Source organism: Bradyrhizobium sp. USDA 4504, assembly GCF_054063995.1.
Genome location: NZ_JBSSGV010000001.1, coordinates 1,723,977 through 1,746,362, shown reverse-complemented (window position 1 = coordinate 1,746,362; position 22,386 = coordinate 1,723,977). Strand labels below are relative to the sequence as shown.

The following is a 22,386-nucleotide window of genomic DNA, read 5'->3' as shown; positions in this document are numbered from 1 at the left end:
TCCCTGCCAAGTCCTTGCTCCAGGATTAATCATTTCGGCTAGGGTGCTCACCCTGGATACGCCCGTGGAATTTTAGAACCACGCACGCCACCTGAGCAGACGCAAACAGAGGCGAACGAGGACTCAAATGATGTTCAACGTCACGCGCCCCGAATTCCTCCTCTATGTCATCGCCGCGTTGACCATTGCAGTGCTATCGCTTGGAACGAACCGTGGATCATGGGGCGAATCTGAAGGTGTCCTTGAGAGACCGGCACGCGATGCAATCCGCAGGCTTTGACGAGAAAAACCTGGGGCGCCGGGCATGCCGACGCAGCCTCGCAGGGACGCGGTACGCTAATTAGGCCTGATGACGCCCCACACGTCGACACCTGCGCGCCAGGCCCGATCCTGCGCTGGCTCTTCCATTTGCCAGCGACGTAAGACGCGAGGTGCGCCTTGGTGTTGCCGAGCATTTGGTTTGCGCCCAGGTAAAGGCCGAAGGCGCGCCAAGCTCGCTCTCGATCCGCCAGACGTGTTCTGGGCTCGCGCATGATCAAGTTGATGGGGCCTCGGCGGTTAGTCTTCACCAGATCGCCGTATTCCTCGCATCAGGGTTGCGTATTCAAGGCCGAGCAATAGGATCAGACGATAAAGGCCGTAGCCGGTCGGACAGGCTCCGTAACAGAGCTGCACACCGACAAATCGGCTGGCGATCCGTTCAACGACCCGGCGCATTCTGGTCTCCGACGTGCCGTCGCACGCATCGGCAGGGCGGCGCAGCCCGGGATCAAGCCCGCCGAGACCCAAGCCACGGGCCACAAGGATCCCCGGAGTTGTAGCACGGAATGTGGGGCGGCAGTTGCCGCCCCGAAGTTCGCCGACGCCTCAGGTTTTTTGGCTGCTTCCTCTTGCGGCTGCGGCGGTGCCTTGGGCATCGACGTCAGCATACGAATTTTCCACTGGCCATTCTCACGAACATCGAGACTGGTCCAGAAGGCGTTCAATTCCAGAGGATCACCTTTCTCACTCTTGCCGGTTACGCGGGCCTCGCCGGTTCGCATAGCCATGTTCTCCGACAAGAGCTGAACGTCGGTTGTTCTTATTTCCAAGTGATTCATCCCGGCCTTGAACGCTCCTTCATAATATTTCGTGTTGTCAACAATCCCCATTGGCGTAACGCGCAGGTAATTTTTCGCAAAAAGTGAAGTAATGCCTGCAGCATCCTGCTTGTTGAAATACTGCTCATAGGCGGTGCTAATCTTCCCGAGTTCGTCCTTCTGACTTTGATCGAATGCATTTGCAGGAACTGCAGAAAGTAACAGTGAGAAACATACTGCTCCGGATAATTTGCGCATAATGTTCTTCCCTCTGTTGAAGCCTCAGGGATGGAGGCGGAGGCCCGCCTCCATCGCTTGCTTAGTCCGTGATCGCCAGCCTAGACCTTGATGCAGATCAAAGTGCGTCGGCCTGTGGGCGCTTCGCGCAGCACGCGCTCTAACAGCCCACCCACCACGTGCGAAGCTATCTGAGGCACCCACGGTCGTGTTCGTGGCCGAGCCACAGGATCAGGCGATAAAGCCCGTGGCTAGTCGAACCAGCCTCGCACAGAGATGCACACCAACAAGCCGGCTGGCGATCCGTTTAAAGACTCGACGCATGCCGGTCGCCGACGCATCGACCTCACGAAAAAGCGAACCTCTCCTCACCGGCTTGTTTCGGCGATCGCGATGGCATTTTTCAGATTCGCGACGTCGATTCCGACATAGCTTCTCAACAAACTGCCACGGCTCGTCCTCCCATGATGAGGATCGGCTCGGACCGCCCAATTGCCGCAGTGTAGGCGAGCCACCTCTCGGGAAGAGGCGGACCTATGACCTTCCACTCAATAACACGTCCCCGAGTCGCCTCCGAGCCGGCCGCAACTTTCCCCATTGGATTGCCGCCATTGCGTGACCGCCAGCTGCGGCTTGCTCCCGTCCGCCGGCGCGGCCGATAGCCTGCTGCGCTCTTCTTCGAGGAGCTGCGAATGCAGCTTCTGAATCTGGATGTTGCGCTCAAGCAGGGACATTGTTCTTGCTTGAACCTGCTCGGCCAGCGCTTTGCGCAGCGCATTCTCCCGATCGAGCAGATCGGGAAACGGCAATAGCGGTCGGACGAGCTCGGTCGCTTTGATCACACACGACGCTCTCGCGACCGCCTGCGCGATCTGATCCGGAAACGCGTTCCGGCATTCCGCGAGTGCGCCGTTCAGGTTGACCGGTTCCGCCGCCGGTGCCGGCGTCCCTGTCGCCTCCGGCGTCGGCGTCGGTGTCGTTGTCGCCGCTGGTGTCGGCTCTGTGGCCGCTGTTGCCGTCTCCGTTATTGGATCCGGTGCCGGTTTCGCCTCCTTCTCGATGGCCTGGCGAGCGGCCCCGCAACAGGACAGCATGATGCAGAACGAGAGAACGACCAAGCATCTCGCGCGCCTTGCCCAACACTCCCTGGTGCCCGCCTCGATCGGACGCCCGATTGCCACATCGATCACGGCAAGCCCCATCGCGAGCGCCCCACCCTGCCTCCTGCTGATCGGAACATCGAGCAATGGGTCGATCGCGACGGCTCGTTAGCAATGCATGCGAGAGACTGGTTGAGGCGGCACGACAGACACGCCGCCGCGCATCCACACCCGCCCGCTAGAATAAACCATCTGCGTAATGTGGGGACGCAAGGCGGTCTTCCTCTGACGAAATTGGCATCGACCAAAATCTGCATCTGCAAAAAAGTGGTATCTCGAAATATTCCGCCGGCACGAAATGATGCCGCTACACCAGATTGATTTTAGATGTAGTTTTATCGGTGACGCAACTGTCGCCTTGTGACGGCGCGCCGCGCTGCACCATTGTTGGCGTCTACGGCGGCTTTCGTCCGATGCCATTTATTTAGATACTAGGAGATGAGGATCGACGCTGCGCGCAGGCGCTCGGACCGCCGATGCCACCGAATCGCCATCGCAGCCAGCTTTTCTGCGCCGGCGCAAACGGCCGCCTCCTTGTTCAACGACGACCGTGTTGTTTGCGTGGCCGGCCAGCCGCGCACTTTCGATCGTTCTGTTATCAACAGGCGCACGATTCGTATGGCATCCGGGTTGGCGAAAATTTTCACTTTTTCCAGGGCGAGTCCTTGCTCTAGGATCAGTCATTTCAGTTTTGGCGCTCACCCACGATGCGCTCGAGGAATTTTCAGAACCAAAGCGTACAGCACTGATCCGGGCGTCATGGGGATTTGAGATGGCCGATCGCATTGCACTTTTCATTGATGGTGCGAACCTCCACACCACGGTCAAGAACCTCGGCTTCGAAATCGATTTCCGGCGACTGCTCTCGGAGTTCGGCAAGCATGGACAGATCGTCCGCGCCTACTTCTACACGGTCGTGAGAGACGACGACGAGTTCAGCAGCCTTCGGCCGCTGGTGGATTGGCTCGATTACAACGGATATGCGGTCAGGAGAAAGTTAGCCAAAACGCACGATGACGGCGAAGGGCGGCGGCGAATGAAGCGCAGCATCGGCATCGAGCTCGCGGTCGACGCATTGGAAATCGCGCACCGCATCGACCACGCGTACCTGTTCTCCGGCGACGGTGATCTGCGCGCCGTTGTCGAAGCCGTCAGGCGGGCTGGTGTCCGCGTGACGGTCGTTTCCAGCATCCGAACAAAGCCTCCCATGATCGCCGATGAGCTTCGCAGGCAAGCTGACGTCTTCCTCGAACTCGAAACCCTCAGGGCATCGATCGAACGTCCAGCGCACCCGATCGCGCCCGAGTGAAATCGCGGGCGCCTCTTCCGGCGAGGAAGCAAAGCAGCTCTGCTTGTCCGTAAATCACCGAGTTGCGCGAGTCGCGCGCTGACATCACTATCCCCCAAACAACGAAACAGAGGGTAACGCCCATGTGGAGGTCGGTCGGCTGCCTGTTGCTGTTCTTGGCGGCGACGAGCGCCGCGGTCGCCGAACCTTCCCGGTTCACCTGCGACACGCCGCGGGGCAAACGGGTCGAGCTCGGCCCGTCAGGCAAAGGCGGTGACGCCCAGTGGATCGATGACGATCTCGATACGGTCCGGCCCGCCGTCGTGATCGATGGCGACACGTTCACGGTCACCTGGGGGACATCTGTCGCGGCAGAAGGCAAGGGAGGAGCCAAGCTCACGACCTACGTCTTTGCGGCCGCCCGCCGTACCGCCGCGTCGATCTTTGCGACCCGCACGGACGACACCACGGCCGAGATCTTCCGGTTCTATTTTGGCGACAAGTCGCTCTACAAACTAACGAGCCGCCTGGGAGGCCCCTCCGCGGACACCAAGGCCGCGCCCTTCGTTGCAACCTACCTGGCGACCTGTCGCCAGCAGTAGCCGGCTGCCGCCAACCTTAAGATGGGCTTAACTGATCTTTCATGTTCCGGTCCCCGGTGTTGCGGCTCGGCACCAGTTCGCGCGATCACAGAACATCATATAAATCACTGAATTTTAATAAAAATGTTTAGATTTGCGCGCACTGGACCTCGGATGGTTCGGCCCCCACTTAGGGCGCCTGTGTGGCTGAAATGTCATAGGTCGCGGAACTGTCCTTTGTTACCCTTTGGAGGATTCTACATAATATTTTTGTGAGTAGGGGCTGAGATTATGAAGTCGGCATACACGGTCATAGCGTGCCTATGTCTGGCGGCAACGCCAGCATGTGCCGAGGTTTTTTCTATTAATGATGCACTACGCCAGGCCATGCAGACCAACCCGGGTATCGGCGAGGCTTCGGCGAACCGGCGGGCGACGGAAAGCGAGCTGCGGCAAACCCAAAGCACATTGCTGCCGCAGGTGCGCATTGACGCCAGCTACGGCCCGGAAAAATTCGATCAATCGCCGGGCTTCATCACCCCGAACATTCAGGCGGCACCGACCGTGGGCTCAGGACCATGGCGCAATGGCAGCCAGGAATCGGTCGTGGTGCGCCAGCTGCTGTGGGACGGTTTTTCGTCGATCTATGACGTCTGGCGCCAGACCGCGCGGGTCAATGCCGCCGCCTCCCGCGTCAAGGAGAGAACCGAGCTGCTGGCCCTCGACGCCGCCGAAGGCTACATGGACGTCGTCCGCTACATCCGGCTGGTCAGCCTCGCCCAGCAGAACGTCGCCAACCACGAGAAGATCTTTGCAAACGTGAACTCCCGCTTCTCGGGTGGCCGGGCCGGCGAAGGCGACCTGGAGCAAGCGCGGGAGCGCGTCGAAGCTGCCCGTGCGGCACTCGCCGAATTCCAGCGCAGCCTCGATGACGCCCGGGCAAAGTACCGCAAGGTTGTTGGCCTTGAGCCGATCAATGTTCGCTTCCCCGCCCCTCTCGCAGGATTGCCGCACAGCCGCGACGAAGCGCTGGCGACCACCCTCCGATTCAATTCGACGATCGCGGCGGCCCAGTCTGACGCCGACGCCGCCAAGCATGCGTTCAAGGCCACCGACGGCACGTTCGGCCCGAAATTCTATCTCGAGGGACGGGCAACCCATTACGACAACTCCTACCCCTACGTGGCGCCCCCCGGGACTCCCTCCATCACGCATGAGGACTACAGCGGCAAGGTCGTCATGTCGTGGGACATCTTCCGCGGCGGCCAGGATGCCTGGAACAGGTCGGAGAAGGCCGAGCGCTATACCGAAGCCACCATGCGCCACGCCCGCCTGCAGCGCGACGCGTATGAGTCGATCGACAAGGCGTGGAATGCCCGTACAATTACGGCTACCCGCATCGGTGCTCTGACCCGTGAGCTGGAAGCAGCCAGGAAGACCATCACGGCGTTCCAGAAGGAATATGAACTCGGCCAGCGTTCGCTGATCGATCTCCTGAACGCGCAGAACCAGTTCTTCAACGCATCGGTCTCGCTCACCTCCGCCCGCAGCGTCGTCGTTTTCGCCGACTACCAGCTGCTGGCCGCGATGGGGACCCTGATTGAGTACCTGAAGGCTCCGCCGCCGGTCGATGCTGCGCCGACGGACATGCTTTCGATTGGCCTGCCCCGCTACTCGTTCCCGACTCTTCGCGTGAACCTCCCGCAAACCGGGTCCGAGCCGCTGCACGTCGCCGTTCCGGCGCCTGTCGCACGTCCTGCCAAGACCTATGCGGCAACCCAGCCGAAGGACGTTGGCTTTGCGGACCGTTTCACCGGTGCGACGACGACCGCAGCGGTGCCCGGTTCAACGGAATGGATGCAGCAGCAAAAGACGGCTGCGGACGGCCCGAACGTGATTTACGCGGATCCGTCGGTCACGGCGAACGCGAGCTCCTATGCGTCGACCAAGCCCCACTGGCTGCTGTCGGCCTTCCCGAGTTCCGCTCGATAGTGACCGCCAACAAGCTCAGGACAGGACTGCCGGAAGGGCCCCAAGTCGGGGCCCTTTCGATTCCTTATTAATCGTTAAGATAAGTTTCGCTGAATTTGTTCGCTGTTTGTTGTAGTCTGCCCGAAATCTAATGCGATTGCTGCATTTCCATTTTGCTTGTCGAGGTTTCAGTTGTTGTTTCGCACCCCCAGCGCGGCGGCCGACGCCGTCCGCCCCTCGCCGGATGACTCAACCTCAAAGCCTGCCGCGACAAACAGGCCACGCGCGCTGGGCGACGATCCCCTCACCGCGTCGTTGACTTATCTCGCCGCCCATCATGGCCGCGCGGTGAGCCGCGAAGCTCTGCTCGGCGGACTTCCGATCACGGACGGACGCTTGTCCGTTTCGCTCTACGACCGCGCCGCCAGGCGCGCGGGTCTGGAGACCGAGGCCGTCAAGCGCGACATTTCAGACATTCCCGCGCTGGTCCTGCCGGCCGTCCTCGTCATGAAGAACGGCTCTGCGCTGATCCTTCTGGGTGTGGACCCGGCGAACAAGTCGATCAAGGTCGTTGATCCGGCGACGCCGAACAGCCCGCGCGTCGCCGACATCGCCTCGCTCGCCACGGACTATACCGGCTATGCGTTCCTGGTGAGAAGCGCGGCGCAGGCCGATGCGCGCGCCGCCGCCGCAGGCGACATCCCCAAGAGCCACTGGTTCTGGTCGGTGGTGAAGACGCATTGGCGCAGCTACGGGCACATCGCGGTCGCGGCTTTTCTGACCAACATCCTCGCGCTCGCGACGCCGCTGTTCACGATGAGCGTCTATGACCGCGTCATCCCCAACGGGGCAATCCCCTCCCTGATCGCGCTCTCGATCGGCATGGGGCTCGGCATCGTGTTCGATTTCATCTTCCGCATGGTCCGCAGCCGCATGATCGACGTGACCGGCAAGACCATCGACGTCGTGCTGGCCGCAAACATTTTCGAGCACGTGATGTCGGTGAAGATGGCGCAGCGGCCGACTTCGGTTGGCATCCTGGCCAATCAGCTCCGCGACTTCGACTCGGTGCGCGAGTTCTTCACCTCCGGAAGCGTGGTTTCGGCAACCGATCTGCTGTTCGCCATCCTCTTCGTCGGGGTGCTGTTCCTCATCGCCGGACCGCTGGCCTGGATCCCGCTGGTCATGCTGCCGCTGGTCATGCTGATCGGCTTCCTGCTGCAGCGCCCGCTTGATCGTGCCATCAAGCGGCTGCAGGCCGAATCCGCCGCCCGGCACGGCGTGCTGGTCGAGTCGCTGTCCGGCCTCGAAACCGTCCGTGCGACCGGCGCCGAGGCCCGCATGCAGACCTTGTGGGAACGCTCGGTTGCCGCGACCGCCCGATCCGGCGAGGACGTTCACTTCTGGTCGTCGATGTCGCTGACGAGCGCGAGCACGGCCCAGCAGATCACGAGCCTGCTCCTCGTCATCGTCGGCATTTTCCTGATCCTCGACGGCAAGCTGAGCGTCGGCGCGCTGGTCGCCGCAAACATGCTCGCCGGGCGCGTTCTGGCGCCGATCGCCGGGATCGCCGCGGTGATCACCAAGGGTACGCAGACGATCACGGCCCTCAAGGCGATCGATCGCATCATGTCGATCGAGCGGGAACGCTCGCCGACCCGGTCCTACGTCGCAAGACGAATCGAAGACGGCAAGGTCGCCTTCGAGAACGTATCGTTCGCCTACCCCAACGCGCCGGCTAACGCGCTCGAAAAGGTCAGCTTCAAGATCGAGGGCGGAGAAAGGGTCGGCATCATCGGCAGGGTGGGATCTGGCAAGACCACGGTCGGCAGGTTGCTGCTCGGATTTTACGAGCCGAAGGAGGGCCGCATCCTGGTCGATGGCGTCGACTCGCGCCAATACGATCCCTCGGACCTGCGCGCCGGCATCGGCTTTGCGATGCAGGATACCGACCTGTTCTTCGGCAAGCTGCGCGACAACATCGCCCTTGGCAAACCGGAAGCGACCGACGAGGAAGTCCTGCTTGCCGCGCGGCTTTCGGGCGTCGAAAGCTTCATCGCCGGTCACCCGATGGGCTATGACATGCCCATCTCGGAAGGCGGCCGCAGCCTGTCGGGCGGCCAGAAGCAGGCCATCGGACTCGCGCGCGTTCTGATCCGCAAGCCTCGCGTGCTCTTTCTCGACGAGCCGACGGCGCACTTCGATATTCGCAGCGAACAGGAGTTCCTTGAGCGGCTCAAGGGCCTCGATGATGATCGCATGACCATCATCATTTCGACCCACCGCCTGTCATTGCTGAACATGGTCGATCGCTTGCTGCTGTTCGACAATGGCCGCCTGGTTGCCGACGGCCCGCGCGACAAGGTGCTCGCTTTGCTCCAGGGCCGGCCGGCGTCCGCGGCCCCGTCGCCGGAGAATACGATTCAGCCGAAATCCGCATAACGAGCAAATACATTATGGCGTCTTCCGATTTCACATTTGCAAATGATATCCGGTCCGCGGCGCTGCTGCGCACGCCGCGCACCTCCCGCATGCTGTTGTGGACGTCGTGCGCGCTCCTTGCGACGTTCTTGATCTGGGCTCATTTTGCCGTGCTGGACGAGGTCAAGCGCGGCAGCGGCCGCGTCGTGCCGTCGCGGCAGATGCAGGTGGTTCAATCGCTCGAAGGCGGGATCGTCGGCGACATCCTGACCCGGGAAGGCGACATCGTGCAGCAGGGCCAGTCCCTGATGCGGATCGATGATACGAAATTCGCTTCCGAGTTCGGCGAAATCCGCGAGCGCCGTGCGGCGATGGCGGCGCGGGTGGCCCGCCTCGACGCCGAGGCGCGCGGCCGAGCCGAGATCGCCTTCCCGGATGATCTCGACAAGATGGTTCCCGCCGCCGTCGCGACCGAGACCAGCGTGTTCAAGATGCGGGGTCAGAAGGTCGCGCAGGACATCGACGTCCTCAACCAGCAGGTCACTCGCCTCACCGGCTCCCTCAAACTCCTGGAGCGCGAGCAGACCCTGACGCGCAGGCTGTATGAGCAGAAGGTCGTGCCCGAGATCGAGATGCTGCGACTTGATCGGCAGGCAACCGAGATGAAGGGACAGCTGGCCGAAGCGCAGTCGAAGATCGCGAACATCACCGCGTCGTTCCGTTCACAGGCCGACGAGGACCTGGCCAAATCGCGCGCCGACCTCGCCGTGCTCGACGAGAATATCAAGTCCGCCCAGGACCGGGTGCGCCGCACGGATCTGAAGGCGCCGGTCCACGGCATCGTCAACAAACTGAACATCAGTACCATCGGTGCCGTCGTACAGCCGGGCGCCAACCTGATGGACATCGTGCCGCTGGACGACACGTTGCTGGTGGAAGGCCGGATTCGTCCCCAGGACATCGCGTTTATCCGTCCCGACCAGGACGCGGTGGTGAAGATCAGCGCCTATGATTCCTCGGTCTACGGATCGCTGAAGGGCAAGGTCGAACGCATCAGCGCCGACACCATCGTCGACGACAAGGCGGAAAAGACCGAACGCCAGGAGACCTTCTACCGGGTCATGGTGCGTACCGATAAGAACCATCTCGGCACCGAGCAGCATCCGCTGCCGATCATTCCGGGCATGGTGACCACGGTCGAGGTCCTGACCGGCGAGAAATCCGTGCTGGACTACATCGTGAAGCCTGCCCGCCTGCTGCGTGACGAGGCCCTGCGCGAACGCTGATCGGGACCACGGTGACCGTGGTTAACCGGTCGTGACCTCGGTTCGTTCAATTTCGAACGAACCGGCAAACCCCGGATTGACCGCCTTTTCGACATTCGAGGCGGCACCCCCTCCACTTAACTCCGCTTAAGCGGCCAAAGCGCCAGTCTGCGTCCCGATAACAGCGGGGACGCAGATCGACGCACAGACGTTGACGGTCCCCGACATTGGGGACGTCATATGAAGTCGCTGAAGTTTGCTTCGTCGGCGGTCATGGCCGCGGCTGCACTGACAATCGGTCTTTGCGCCACGCCTGCCGCGTTTGCCGCGGACGAGCTCTCTCTCGGAAAACCCGCCGGCGAGCTCGCGCCCGCAGCGGACGCCGCGTCGAACCGCCCGCCTGCCACCTTCTTCACCATCGCCGACGTCCTGGCCAAGCTGGACCGGCAGCGCGGCCGGGGTCCGAACGCCATTCGCACCGCCTCGCTCACGCCGCCAAACACCGCGACCGACGCGGTGCCTGCGGCAAAGCCGCTTCCGCCTGTCGGCGCCGAGCCGTTTGGCCTGTTCACCTTCCGCGCACCGGAAAACGGCCTGTGGCGCAAATGGCGCAGCCTCGAATCCGATCTCGCAAAGGAGGCGAGCGTTCTCGCGCAATGCCGGGAGAGCGCAACCGGCTGCCCGTCGCAAGCCGCGCAATTCCTTCGCCTGATCGGCGCGGTCAAGTCCAAATCCGGACGCGACCGGCTGGATGAGGCCAACCGCGCCGTCAACCAGGCGATCCGCTATGTCAGCGACTTCGCTCAGCACGGCGAGGCCGACCGCTGGACTGCGCCGCTCGCCACCTTCGCGACCGGCAAGGGCGACTGCGAGGACTATGCGATCGCAAAATACATCGCGCTCAGCGAAGCCGGCTTCCCGCGCGAGGATCTGCGCCTGGTGCTGGGCCGCGATCGCGCCATCCGCCAGGATCATGCCGTGCTGGCGGCGCGCCTGGACGGCCATTGGTTGATCCTGGACAGCCGCCGCTCCGAACTGATTGATGACGGCGAGCTCGGCAACTTCACACCGATGTTCGCGATCAACGACCGCGGCGTGCAGCTGTTTGCGGCCCCCTATGCCAAGCGCCTCCCGCTCGGCGACGAGCTCGACGCGGCGCCGGCGGCCGCCAATGCCGCGGAGACGGAATGGACCGGCGTGGAAGCGCTGGACGCGGCAAGCCCGCTCTTGGGCTTCCTGCCCGTGCTGATGTGATTGCGCGCAAGAAAGGCGACAATTCAATCAATAAAAATCCGCGGAGAGGTCTCCGCGGATTTTCGATTTTGCTGCAAGCCTAGCCTAGAAAATATGAACGTTCGTGGCCGCCGGCAAGCCGGTGCTCACATGTGCGAGGTCCACCTTGTCGGAGCCGGTGCCATTTGCCGAGTACCAGAGCTCATGGGTCGTATTGTTGAAGAAGAATTTGTTCGTGCTTGCGCTTTCGTTCCAGGCGCTCGCGTTGTTCTCGGTCCCGCCGGTGACTGCCGATGACGTGAATTGACCAGCCGTAAGGGCGTTTGAAACGCCCGTCGGCAGGCTCAGACCGGCCACGTCGAGAAGGAGCGTATCACCGCTGTTGAAATCACTGATGATATCGTGGGCGCTGAGATTGAGAACAAACTTGTCGTCCCCACCATTGCCAGTGAGCGTCTCGTTGGTTGGTCCGGCGACAATGACATCATTGCCGGCCGTGCCCAGCAGGGTCGCGGTGCCATTGATGTTGATACTGATAGTGCTCGACGCAGTGTCGCCGTCACCGTCAATCGTCGACACGTTGAAGCTCAGATCCTCGGAGACGTTCGTGGTGGACGAAACTCCGACGCCAACCAGGTCGACCTTGCCGCTGCCTGTCACGTCCGTGAACTGGACAGTGTAGAGCTGCAGGCCGGCCGGCGCTGTGGGCGTCGACCATTCGGTGGCGACCGTGGTGTGGGTGGAAGGATCGAAATCACCGGAGACCGATGTGATCGAGGCGGCGTGCACTCCGTCCCAATAGGAGACGACGTAGTGAATGTCGTCGCCGGCTTTGTAACCGCTGAACGTGTAGTTCGCGACCGATTCGTGTGCTGGAGGATGGAACCCCGCGTTGCCGCCGGGGCTGGCGCTTGCGCCGTCCGTGAAGTCAAACAGCAGCTTTTCGTTGGGATCGAAGTTGTTGTTGCCGACGCCCCAACCATTGGTCGATCCGTTCACGCTGCCTTGAGCACCGCCGGAGGCCGTGCCCGAAACAACCGCCAGCTGATCGGTGCTCGAGGAAAGAATCTGCTCTTGCGAGGGTCCCGAGCCGAAGGCGGATGAACTGCCGACATTCTGGATCGTTGTCTCCGTGAATGGCTGAAGCAATGTGAACAGGTAGTGACCGGTTGTGTCATCCAGAGTCAGCGTGAAGATATTATTCGCTGCCGATGGGGCCGCACCGATATAGGCCGTCAAATTCTGTCCAAATGCGTCGATGGAATAGTGCACGGCCTGGCCATTGAACGTCAGGCCGGCCGGCGCCGTGTTTCCAGTCAAGGTGAAGTCATATGCGCCAAAACCATCGGCGCCGGAGAACACGGGTAGGTTACCTAGCACGGACATTCCCGCGTAATCGGCAATGATTCCATGCTCGATCGTGCCGAAACTCGGGCCGTCGTCGAGGAAGCTGATATGAGTGCTGATGTCGGCGGTGGCCGTCACATGATCGCCATCGGCGTCCGTCAACGTGACCGTCGCGCCGATCTTGCCGGCCGTCATCGTCAGCAGATCGTTCGGACTGGCGGTGCTGTTGTGGTGGAGCGAGAGATAGTCCGCCACATAGAGCTGACCGGTGATCGGATCGATGGCGATCGCGAACGCCGTTTGGCCCGTCAGGCTGGGGTTGGCGGCATCGTTGCCCACAGTACCGATGATCCGGCCGCTGGCATCCAGCGACAGCTCGATCCCTGTGCCATCCGTCAATGTCAGGCCTGACGCAGCGCTGAGGACGCTCAACGCATAGGTCGTAGACCCCGCGCCGTCAGAGCCGAAGCTGCCCCCGGCCACCGTCAGGATGCTGCTCGCGCCCGTCGAGGCAAAGCTGAGCGCGCCGTTGTCAAGCGACGCTGCCGACACATCGGTGTCGACGCCCTTGTTCGCAACCGTGCTGAACAGCGCGGCGACAGTGCTGGCGGCACCGTTGAACGTGATCGCAGTGGAGCCGAGCACGTCGCTCGCGCCGCCGGTGGTCTGCACGCCGGGCGTCTCGTCCACGCCGATCGTAGCTGCGCTGACCGTCGCTGTCGGCGCCGTCGGGCCGCTGTCCTGGATTGTGAACACGCCGGTGCCGAGGTCGAGCGGCGTCGACACGCTGTCGCCGTCGGCATCGACGATGGTCTGCACCACCTGCAGCAGATTGGCGCTCGAGAGCGTCAGCGTCGCCGCATCGTCCGAATTGTTCGGATCGGAGTGCCAGATGTTGTTGACTTGGGTGAAGGTCACGATCCCGGTTGCGGGATCAATGGCGATCGTGAAGTAGGTCGTCGCGCCAACCGAACCGGTGATGGTGTTGCCGGACTGGTTCAGCAGAATCTGCGCACCTTGTCCGATACCATCGCCGTCGCCGGCAGTCTTGTCGGTCGCATCGAGCGCATAGAGGCCGGAGGCCACGTTCGAGCCCGTCAGCTTCAGCGTGTAGGTCGTCGAACCAGCACCGTCGCTGCCATAGCTACCGCCGGTGAAGTTGTCGGAGAAGTTCGCCGTCACGGAAACAACCCCGTTCGGCGCCGTGCCGCCCGCGGTGTCGGTGCCAACAGGACGCGTCTCGTCGAGCACGAGCGTGTCGGTCGGGCCGGTCACCGTGCCGGCGGTCGGACCGCTGTCCTGGATCGTGAACACGCCGGTGCCGAGGTTCAGCGACGTCGAAACGCTGTCGCCGTCCGCATCGGTGATGGTCTGCACCACCTGCAGCAGATTGGCAGCCGACAGCGTCAGCGTCGCCGCATCGTCCGGGTTGGTCGGATCGGAGTGCCAGATATTGTTAAGCTGAGCAAAGGTCACGATGCCGGTCGAAGGATCGATCGTGATCGTGAAGTAGTTGGTGCCGCCAACCGAGCCGGTGATGGTGTTGCCGACCTGGTTCAGCAGAATCTGCGCACCCTGTCCGATACCATCGCCGTCGCCGGCGGTCTTGTCGGTCGGATCGAGCGCATAGAGGCCGGAGGCCACGTTCGCACCGGTGAGCTTCAGCGTATACGTCGTGCTGCCAGCACCGTCGCTGCCGTAGCCGCCGCCGGTGAAGTTGTTGGAGAAATCCGCCGTCACGGTGTCGAGCCCGGTCGGCGCTGTGCCGCCCGCGGTGTCACTGCCGACAGGACGCGTCTCGTCCAGCACGAGCGTATCGGTCGGACCGGTCACCGTACCTGCCGTCGGGCCGCTGTCCTGGATCGTGAACACGCCGGTGCCGAGGTTGAGCGGTGTCGTCACGCTGTCGCCGTCCGCATCCGTGATGGTCTGCACCACCTGCAGCAACTCAGGGCGCGTCAGTGTCAGCGTCGCCGCATCGTCCGGGTTGTTCGGATCGGAGTGCCAGATGTTGTTGACCTGCGTGAACGTCACGATCCCGGTCGTCTCATTGATGGTGATCGTGAAGTAGGTCGTGCCGTTCGCCGAGCCGGTGATGGTGTCACCGACCTGGTTGAGCACGATCTGCGTTCCCTGTCCGATGCCGTCGCCGTCACCGGCGGTCTTGTCGGTCGGATCGAGCGCATAGAGGCCGGAGGCCACGTTCAAGCCCGTCAGCTTCAGCGTGTAGGTCGTCGACCCAGCACCATCGCTGCCGTAGCTGCCGGCGGTGAAGTTATTGGAGAAGTCCGCCGTCACGGTGTCGAGCCCGGTCGGCGCTGTGCCGCCTGCGGTGTCGCTGCCAACGGGACGGGTCTCGTCCAGCACCAAGGTGTCGGTCGGGCCGGTTACCGTGCCCGCGGTCGGACCGCTGTCCTGGATCGTGAACACGCCGGTGCCGACGTTGATCGGCGTCGTCACGCTGTCGCCGTCCGCATCGGTGATGGTCTGCACCACCTGCAGCAGGTTCGCGGCCGACAGGGTCAGCGTCGCGGCATCGTCCGGATTGGTCGGATCGGAGTGCCAGATATTGTTGACCTGGGTGAACGTCACGATCCCGGTCGTCTCGTTGATCGTGATCGTGAAGTAGGTCGTGCCGTTCGCCGAGCCGGTGATGGTGTCACCGACCTGGTTGAGCACGATCTGCGTACCTTGGCCGAAATGGGTTGGGTCGGTGTCGGTCGGATCCAGCGCATAGAGGCCGGAGGCGACGTTCGCACCGGTCAGCTTCAGCGTGTAGGTCGTCGACCCAGCACCATCACTACCGTAGCTGCCGGCGGTGAAGTTGTTGGAGAAGTCCGCCGTCACGGTGTCGAGCCCGGTCGGCGCCGTGCCGCCGGCAGTATCCGTTCCGGTGGGACGGGTCTCGTCCAGCACCAAGGTGTCGGTCGGGCCGGTCACCGTGCCCGCGGTCGGACCGCTGTCCTGGATCGTGAACACACCGGTGCCGACGTCGAGCGGCGTCGTCACGCTGTCGCCGTCCGCGTCGGTGATGGTCTGCACCACCTGCAGCAGATTGGCCGCCGACAGCGTCAGCGTCGCAGAATCGTCCGGATTGGTCGGATCGGAGTGCCAGATATTGTTGACCTGGGTGAACGTCACGATCCCGGTCGTCTCGTTGATCGTGATCGTGAAGTAGGTCGTGCCGTTCGCCGAGCCGGTGATGGTGTCACCGACCTGGTTGAGCACGATCTGCGTACCCTGCCCGAAATGGGTCGGGTCGGTGTCGGTCGGATCGAGCGCATAGAGGCCGGAGGCCACGTTCACGCCGGTCAGCTTCAGCGTGTAGGACGTGTTGCCCGCACCATCGCTGCCGTAGTTGCCGCCGGTGAAGTTGTTGGAGAAGTCCGCCGTCACGGTATCGAGCCCGGTCGGCGCCGTGCCGCCTGCGGTGTCGCTGCCAACAGGACGGGTCTCGTCCAGCACCAAAGTGTCGGTCGGACCTGTCACCGTGCCCGCCGTCGGGCCGCTATCCTGGATCGTGAACACGCCGGTGCCGACGTCGAGCGGCGTTGTCACGCTGTCGCCGTCCGCGTCGGTGATGGTCTGCACCACCTGCAGCAGATTGGCAGCCGACAGCGTCAGCGTCGCAGAATCGTCCGGATTGGTCGGATCGGAATGCCAGATGTTGTTGAGCTGGGTGAAGGTGACGATACCGGTCGAGGGGTCGATCGTGATCGTGAAGTAATCGGTGCCGCCGACCGAGCCGGTGATGGTGTTGCCGACCTGGTTCAGCAGAATCTGCGCGCCCTGCCCGATGCCATCGCCGTCGGCGGTGGTCGTGTCGGTCGCTTCGAGCGCAAAGAGGCCGGACGCCACGTTGGCACCGGTCAGCTTCAGCGTGTAGGTCGTGTTGCCCGCACCGTCGCTGCCATAGCTGCCGGCTGAGAAGTTGTTCGAGAAGTCTGCCGTCACGGTGTCGAGGCCGGTCGGCGCCGTGCCGCCCGCCGTATCCGTGCCGACGGGACGGGTCTCGTCCAGAACCAACGTATCCGCCGCCGCGATCACTGTGCCGGCGGTCGGGCCGCTGTCCTGGATTGTGAACACACCGGAGCCGAGGTTGAGCGACGTCGTCACGCTGTCGCCGTCGGCATCGGTGATGGTCTGCACCAATTGCAGGATTTCCGGACGCGACAGCGTCAGCGTCGCGGCGTCATCCGGGTTGGTCGGATCGGAGTGCCAGATGTTGTTGAGCTGGGTGAAGGTCACGATCCCGGTCGAGGAATCGATAGCGATCGTGAAGTAATCGGTGCCGCCGACCGAGCCGGTGATCGTGTTGCCGACCTGATTCAGCAGAATTTGCGCACCCTGCCCGAAATGGGTCGGGTCGGTGTCGGTCGGATCCAGCGCATACAGGCCGGACGCGACATTGGCGCCGGTGAGCTTCAGCGTGTAGGCCGAATTGCCCGGGCCATCGCTGCCATAGCTGCCGCCGGCGAAGCCGTTCGAGAAATCCGCCGTGACGCTGGCAAGGCCGGTCGGCGCCGTGCCGCCTGCGGTGTCGGTGCCGGCAGGCCGCGTCTCGTCGAGCACGAGCGTGTCCGTTGCGCCGGACAGCGCGCTCGCCGTCGGGCCGCTGTCCTGAATGGTGAACACACCGGTGCCGACATCGAGCGGCGTCGACACGTGGTCGCCGTCCGCATCGGTGATGGTCTGCACCACCTGCAGCAGGTTGGCCGCCGACAGCGTCAGCGTCGCAGAATCGTCCGGGTTGGTCGGATCGGAATGCCAGATGTTGTTGAGCTGGGTGAACGTCACGATGCCGGTCGTCTCGTCGATCGTGATCGTGAAGTAGTTGGTGCCGCCAGCCGAGCCGGTGATGGTGTCACCGACCTGGTTCAGCAGAATCTGCGCACCCTGCCCGAAATGGGTCGGATCGGTGTCGGTCGGATCCAGCGCATAAAGGCCGGAGGCGACGTTGGCGCCGGTCAGCTTCAGCGTGTAGGCCGTGTTGCCCGCACCGTCGCTGCCATAATTGCCGCCGGTGAAGTTGTTGGAGAAGTCCGCCGTCACGGTATCGAGGCCGGTCGGCGCGGTGCCGCCTGCGGTGTCGGTGCCGACAGGCCGCGTCTCGTCCAGCACAAGGGTGTCGGTCGGACCTGTCACCGTGCCCGCCGTCGGGCCGCTGTCCTGGATCGTGAACACACCGGTGCCGACATCGAGCGGCGTCGACACGCTGTCGCCGTCCGCATCGGTGATGGTCTGCACCACCTGAAGCAGGTTCGCGCCCGACAGGGTCAGCGTCGCGGCGTCATCCGGGTTGGTCGAATCGGCGTGCCAGATGTTGTTGAGCTGGGTGAACGTCACGATCCCGGTCGTCTCGTCGATCGTGATCGTGAAGTAGGTGGTCCCGCCGACCGAGCCGGTGATGGTGTCACCGGATTGGTTCAGCACGATCTGCGCACCTTGGCCGAAGTGGGTCGGGTCGGTGTCGGTCGGATCGAGCGCATAGAGACCGGAGGCCACATTCACGCCGGTTAGCTTCAGCGTGTAGGCCGTGTTGCCCGCGCCGTCGCTGCCGTAGCTGCCGGCCGAGAAGTTGTTGGAGAAGTCCGCCGTGACGGTGTCGAGGCCGGTCGGCGTGGCGCCGCCCGCAGTGTCGGTGCCGACAGGACGGGTTTCGTCCAGCACCAACGTATCCGCCGCCGCGATCACCGTGCCGGCGCTCGGGCCGCTGTCCTGGATCGTGAACACGCCGGTGCCGACATCGAGCGGCGTCGTCACGCTGTCGCCGTCGGCATCGACGATGGTCTGCACCACCTGCAGCAGATTGGCGCCAGACAGCGTCAGCGTCGCGGCGTCATCCGGGTTGGTCGGATCGGAGTGCCAGATGTTGTTGAGCTGGGTGAACGTCACGATCCCGGTCGAGGGGTCGATCGTGATCGTGAAGTAATTGGTGCCGCCAGCCGAGCCGGTGATGGTGTTGCCGACCTGGTTCAGCAGAATCTGCGCACCCTGCCCGATGCCGTCGCCGTCGGCGGTGGTCGTATCGGTCGCATCAAGTGCGTACAGACCGGACGTCACATTCGCGCCGGCGAGGTTCAGCGTGTAGGTCGTGTGGCCCGGGCCGTCGCTGCCATAGCTGCCGGGCGTGAAGTTGTTGGAGAAGTCTGCCGTCACGGAATCAAGGCCGGTCGGCGCCGTGCCGCCCGCGGTGTCGCTGCCGGCAGGACGCGTTTCGTCCAGCACCAGGGTATCGGTCGCGCCGGTCACCGTGCCGGCGGTCGGGCCGCTGTCCTGGATCGTGAACACACGGGTGCCGACATCGAGCGGCGTCGACACGCTGTCGCCGTCCGCGTCGGTGATGGTCTGCACCACCTGCAGCAGGCTGGGGCTCGACAGCGTTAGCGTTGCCGGATCGTCCGGATTCTTCGGATCAGAATGCCAGACGTTGTTCGACTGCGTGAAGGTGACGATCCCGGTCGACGGATCAATCGTGATGGTGAAATACGTCGTCCCGCCGGCCGAGCCGGTGATCGTGTTGCCGGACTGGTTGAGGACGATCTGGGCGCCCTGTCCGATACCGTCGCCGTCAGCAGTGGTCGTGTCGGTCGGATCCAGCGCGTAGAGACCCGAGGCCACGTTCGAGCCGGTGAGCTTCAGCGCGTAGGCCGTATGGCCGGGTCCGTCGCTGCCGTAGCTGCCGGACGTGAAGTCGTGGGAGAAGTCCGCCGTCACGCTGGCAAGCCCGCTCGGCGCAAAGCCGCCCGGCGTGTCGCTGCCGACCGGGCGCGACTCGTCCAGCACCAGCGTTTCCGCCGGCCCTTCCTTCTCGATCACCGTGCCGGCCGTCGGACCGCTGTCCTGAATTGTGAACACGCCGCCACCGAGGTTGATCGGCGTTGCCACGCTGTCGCCGTCCACGTCAGTGATGGTCTGCACCACCTGCAGCAGGCTGGCGCTGGAGAGGGTCAACGTCGCCGCGTCATCCGGGTTGGTCGGATCGGCATGCCAGATATTGTTGACCTGGGTGAAGGTCACGATCCCGGTCGTCTCGTTGATCGTGATTGTGAAGTAGGTCGTGCCGTTCGCCGAGCCGGTGATGGTGTCACCGGACTGGTTCAGCACGATCTGCGCACCCTGCCCGAAATGGGCCGGGTTGGTGTCGGTCGGATCCAGCGCATAGAGGCCCGAGGCCACGTTCGTGCCGGTGAGATGCAGCGTGTAGGCAGTGCTGCCGGCGCCGTCGGCGCCGTAGCTGCCGCCGGTGAAGTTGTTGGAGAAGTCAGCCGTCACGCTGGCGAGGCCGGTCGGCGTCGTGCCGCCCGCGGTGTCGCTGCCGACAGGACGCGTTTCGTCCAGCACCAGCGTGTCGGTCGCGCCGGTCACCGTGCCCGCCACCGGACCATCGTCAAGGATCGTCAGATGCGAGCCGACATCGACGCTCGCACTTGCCGACTGATTGTTGTTGTCAGTCACGGTGGCGGTCAGCGTGATCAGACCCGATGCCAGCGTGATCCCTTCATTGAAGTTGCCCGGTGTTGCCTCATGAACCGCGCGCAGATCGGTCAGCGTCACATGACCCGCGGCGTCAACCGAGACCGTGAGGACCAGATCGCCACTGATCGCCGTGCGCCCTTCCACGACGCCGGCCGCGTTGACCGTCAGCAGAACGTGCTGACCGGTCGCCGAATCGATCAGACCGGAATCTTCGTTCGGGGTCGTGACCGACAGCGCATAGGTCAGCAACTGCTGGCCGCCCGGTACCGTGACGTTGAACGACACCTGCACAGACGCGACCGTTTGCCCCTGCGGGTCCGAGCCCCGAACCGGCGACACCATGGTTGGTGGCCGCAGTCAGGAAGCTCTCGTCGACAATCAGCGCCGACAGGGGGTTGCCGGAAATGGTCGGAGGCGGAGCAATGCCCAGCACGAAGCCGGTCGGCGGCACAGGGGTCACGAGGTTCGGCAACTCTTCCTGCGGCGCCAACACGTTGGTCGGCACAGGAGCTAACGGATCAATCGCGAACGGACTGAAATTCGCGCCGCTCGCCTGCGCGTTGCCGTTCGAGTTGCCGCCATTGTCGGCCGCCGGCAACACGGAGGCGTCCGTGCTGATCGGAAAAAGGGTCGCGAATTCCTGGACCGAGACCTCGCGCCCCGGCGCCATCTCGATCGTGACATTCTTCAGTCCATCCGCACGGGAGTCGAAGAACGGCTCAACCGTGACGGTCGACTGGTTGTCGAACAGGATTATCAGCTTTTCGCCGACGTGAACCAGCGTGATCTTTTCATTGGCGATCGACGAAAAGTCGACCTTCACCTTCTGGTCGTATCCAAGATTGACGACCACCGCCTGATCGGTCAGCGGCTTGGTCAGCTTGTAAATTCGTACGGGAGCCGAATTGGTGGAATTGCCGGTGCCGGTTGCCTGAGCGACCTGAAACGAACCCTGCATTATCAACTCCGCAAAATGCGATTAGAGGAAAAGTTGTAGAAAAATTTAGTTTTAGGCTATTGTTAACCCTCCCCGCGGTCAAGAAATGTATTTGGTTAATCAATGCTTTCCGTGGAAGTGTGGTAAAGATCGGACAGGTCGAAGCTGAAAGAACAACGGCTTAGCCGGATTAACTTGGCCAAAGGCAGTATTTCCCCGGCCCCGTTCGTCCTTCCCGGCGATTTGGAGCAGCAGTCGATGCGGGTGATTCTTCAGGCGTGTGCCGCTGTCCTGATTTGGGGATGTTTCGGCGCGGCGGCCGCGCAAGCCCCTGCACAACCTGTCCCGCAGGAGACCACGGTGGAGCGCCAGGTTCGCGCCCTGGCCAACCGGGACACCCAGATTGGCCTCTATCTCAACGTGTTACCTGATTGCACGTCGGGGCCGCTGCCGACCATCCGCCTGGTCACTGCGCCGGCTGCCGGAAAGGTTGTGGTGAAGTCGGCGAAGGCGAAGGCCACCAATTACAAGGCCTGTTTGGCGCTCGAGGTGCCGGCCTATGTCGCCTTCTACAAGGCGCCGCCGGAATTTCTCGGCGACGACGCCCTGACCATCGAGGTTAAGTATCAGGGCGGTCGAACCGAAATTCAGAAGATCACCGTCAAGGTGAGTGCACCAGGCGGGCAGCAGAAGATCTGATGGGTGTTGCCGGCGATCTGAGGCCCGCGCGCCGACCAATCGCCTTACAGCGGCTCGCCCTCGGCTTCGTCCTGCTGCAATGACACCTCGCTCGGTGCGGAGGCCGGCTGGCTGAGCGAAGCTCTATCCTCGTGGCAATCGCTGATTCGGCGGGCAACCACGCGGTCGGTCCGCGGCGCCTGACCAACATTGGTCTTGTTGACCTCGGTATAGGCCTCGTCGCTGAGAACCGTGATGACGGTGCTGACCGGCCCGAGATAGTCGCAGCGGTTGGAGAAGACGTATTTGTTGTTGATCTTCTCCGGCCGCGAAGAGTGGCAATTTCCAACGGACGGGGTCGAGAAAGTCGCCTTCATCGCCTGCGTTGGATCGACACAGCGCGTCATTTCGCGCTCGAGCAGCGTTTGCCGGACGTTCCAGGACGTGGCGATTTCCAGCGTCCGCACGAAGCGCCACATTCCCTTTCGGAAGGTCGGCCCGCTGAATCCCTCCTCCGCCATGGCGCTCGGGGAGGCGAGCACGAACACGGAAAGCGCGGTCACGACGCCAAGCGCGGATGCGAAGATCTTCGACGGGGCGAAGCCCTCACGCGATGTCATTTATTGAATCCCTAACCGGCCGATTGACGCGGATCGCGTGACTTCGCTTGAAGCACGTCCAACCTCACATCATTCAGGAGCATTTCGTGT

The 22,386-nt window shown here is 62.9% G+C and carries 14 protein-coding genes; 8 read left to right on the top strand and 6 right to left on the bottom strand.

Going from position 1 to position 22,386, the window contains the following annotated elements:
• The first annotated feature begins 127 nt into the window (after window positions 1-127).
• Window positions 128-280: a hypothetical protein gene (locus tag ACVMB1_RS07525; RefSeq protein ID WP_168859126.1), complete on the top strand. Its 153-nt coding sequence runs from the start codon at window positions 128-130 to the stop codon at window positions 278-280.
• 343 nt (window positions 281-623) lie between these two features.
• Here ACVMB1_RS07525 and ACVMB1_RS07520 read toward each other — a convergent pair whose 3' ends face one another.
• The 3 genes from ACVMB1_RS07520 to ACVMB1_RS07510 all read right to left on the bottom strand — a co-directional run bounded on the left by ACVMB1_RS07520 (window position 624) and on the right by ACVMB1_RS07510 (window position 3,123).
• Complete coding sequence (locus tag ACVMB1_RS07520) at window positions 624-1,337, bottom strand: nuclear transport factor 2 family protein (RefSeq protein WP_456848370.1); 714 nt, start codon at window positions 1,335-1,337, stop codon at window positions 624-626.
• 527 nt (window positions 1,338-1,864) lie between these two features.
• On the bottom strand, window positions 1,865-2,434 hold the full coding sequence (locus ACVMB1_RS07515; protein ID WP_456848368.1) for a hypothetical protein: 570 nt from the start codon (window positions 2,432-2,434) through the stop codon (window positions 1,865-1,867).
• A 473-nt stretch (window positions 2,435-2,907) separates the two neighbouring features.
• Window positions 2,908-3,123 (bottom strand): hypothetical protein, encoded by a 216-nt coding sequence (locus ACVMB1_RS07510; RefSeq protein WP_168859128.1) that lies wholly within the window; start codon window positions 3,121-3,123, stop codon window positions 2,908-2,910.
• 125 nt (window positions 3,124-3,248) lie between these two features.
• Between ACVMB1_RS07510 and ACVMB1_RS07505 the strand changes: the two genes are divergently transcribed.
• From ACVMB1_RS07505 to ACVMB1_RS07480, 6 genes are all read left to right on the top strand, one after another.
• Window positions 3,249-3,785 (top strand): LabA-like NYN domain-containing protein, encoded by a 537-nt coding sequence (locus ACVMB1_RS07505; protein WP_456815942.1) that lies wholly within the window; start codon window positions 3,249-3,251, stop codon window positions 3,783-3,785.
• A gap of 122 nt (window positions 3,786-3,907) precedes the next feature.
• A complete protein-coding gene (locus ACVMB1_RS07500; RefSeq protein WP_076826195.1) occupies window positions 3,908-4,366 on the top strand; it encodes a hypothetical protein in 459 nt (152 codons plus the stop codon).
• Between the two features lie 270 nt (window positions 4,367-4,636).
• Window positions 4,637-6,337 carry a TolC family outer membrane protein gene (locus ACVMB1_RS07495; protein ID WP_456815941.1) on the top strand — a complete coding sequence of 567 codons (1,701 nt, stop codon included), beginning with the start codon at window positions 4,637-4,639 and terminating at the stop codon, window positions 6,335-6,337.
• A 267-nt stretch (window positions 6,338-6,604) separates the two neighbouring features.
• Complete coding sequence (locus ACVMB1_RS07490) at window positions 6,605-8,758, top strand: type I secretion system permease/ATPase (RefSeq protein WP_456849879.1); 2,154 nt, start codon at window positions 6,605-6,607, stop codon at window positions 8,756-8,758.
• Window positions 8,759-8,772: 14 nt separating this feature from the next.
• Window positions 8,773-10,023 carry an HlyD family type I secretion periplasmic adaptor subunit gene (locus tag ACVMB1_RS07485; protein ID WP_456848366.1) on the top strand — a complete coding sequence of 417 codons (1,251 nt, stop codon included), beginning with the start codon at window positions 8,773-8,775 and terminating at the stop codon, window positions 10,021-10,023.
• Window positions 10,024-10,242: 219 nt separating this feature from the next.
• Window positions 10,243-11,256 carry a transglutaminase-like cysteine peptidase gene (locus ACVMB1_RS07480; protein ID WP_456848364.1) on the top strand — a complete coding sequence of 338 codons (1,014 nt, stop codon included), beginning with the start codon at window positions 10,243-10,245 and terminating at the stop codon, window positions 11,254-11,256.
• Between the two features lie 84 nt (window positions 11,257-11,340).
• Here the strand turns inward: ACVMB1_RS07480 and ACVMB1_RS07475 are convergent, their stop codons facing one another.
• Together ACVMB1_RS07475 and ACVMB1_RS07470 are read right to left on the bottom strand one after the other, a co-directional pair.
• The gene (locus ACVMB1_RS07475; protein ID WP_456849877.1) at window positions 11,341-20,259 is read right to left on the bottom strand and encodes a DUF5801 repeats-in-toxin domain-containing protein; all 8,919 of its coding nucleotides are present in this window, start codon (window positions 20,257-20,259) and stop codon (window positions 11,341-11,343) included.
• Window positions 20,153-21,019: a hypothetical protein gene (locus ACVMB1_RS07470; protein ID WP_456848362.1), complete on the bottom strand. Its 867-nt coding sequence runs from the start codon at window positions 21,017-21,019 to the stop codon at window positions 20,153-20,155. Before ACVMB1_RS07470 ends, ACVMB1_RS07475 begins: the two co-directional genes overlap by 107 nt.
• A 174-nt stretch (window positions 21,020-21,193) precedes the next feature.
• On the opposite strand from ACVMB1_RS07470, the gene ACVMB1_RS07465 reads away from it, so the two are divergent.
• A complete protein-coding gene (locus ACVMB1_RS07465; RefSeq protein ID WP_253609349.1) occupies window positions 21,194-21,697 on the top strand; it encodes a hypothetical protein in 504 nt (167 codons plus the stop codon).
• Between the two features lie 44 nt (window positions 21,698-21,741).
• Here the strand turns inward: ACVMB1_RS07465 and ACVMB1_RS07460 are convergent, their stop codons facing one another.
• Window positions 21,742-22,296, bottom strand: coding sequence for a DUF3617 domain-containing protein (locus tag ACVMB1_RS07460; RefSeq protein ID WP_456815939.1), 555 nt, complete (start codon window positions 22,294-22,296; stop codon window positions 21,742-21,744).
• Window positions 22,297-22,386 lie beyond the last annotated feature (90 nt).

Coding starts and splice junctions, on each gene's coding strand:
- ACVMB1_RS07525 (WP_168859126.1), top strand. CDS start 128: ATGATGTTCAACGTCACGCGCCCCGAATTCCTCCTCTATGTCATCGCC.
- ACVMB1_RS07520 (WP_456848370.1), bottom strand. CDS start 1,337: ATGCGCAAATTATCCGGAGCAGTATGTTTCTCACTGTTACTTTCTGCA.
- ACVMB1_RS07505 (WP_456815942.1), top strand. CDS start 3,249: ATGGCCGATCGCATTGCACTTTTCATTGATGGTGCGAACCTCCACACC.
- ACVMB1_RS07500 (WP_076826195.1), top strand. CDS start 3,908: ATGTGGAGGTCGGTCGGCTGCCTGTTGCTGTTCTTGGCGGCGACGAGC.
- ACVMB1_RS07495 (WP_456815941.1), top strand. CDS start 4,637: ATGAAGTCGGCATACACGGTCATAGCGTGCCTATGTCTGGCGGCAACG.
- ACVMB1_RS07485 (WP_456848366.1), top strand. CDS start 8,773: ATGGCGTCTTCCGATTTCACATTTGCAAATGATATCCGGTCCGCGGCG.
- ACVMB1_RS07480 (WP_456848364.1), top strand. CDS start 10,243: ATGAAGTCGCTGAAGTTTGCTTCGTCGGCGGTCATGGCCGCGGCTGCA.
- ACVMB1_RS07470 (WP_456848362.1), bottom strand. CDS start 21,019: ATGCAGGGTTCGTTTCAGGTCGCTCAGGCAACCGGCACCGGCAATTCC.
- ACVMB1_RS07460 (WP_456815939.1), bottom strand. CDS start 22,296: ATGACATCGCGTGAGGGCTTCGCCCCGTCGAAGATCTTCGCATCCGCG.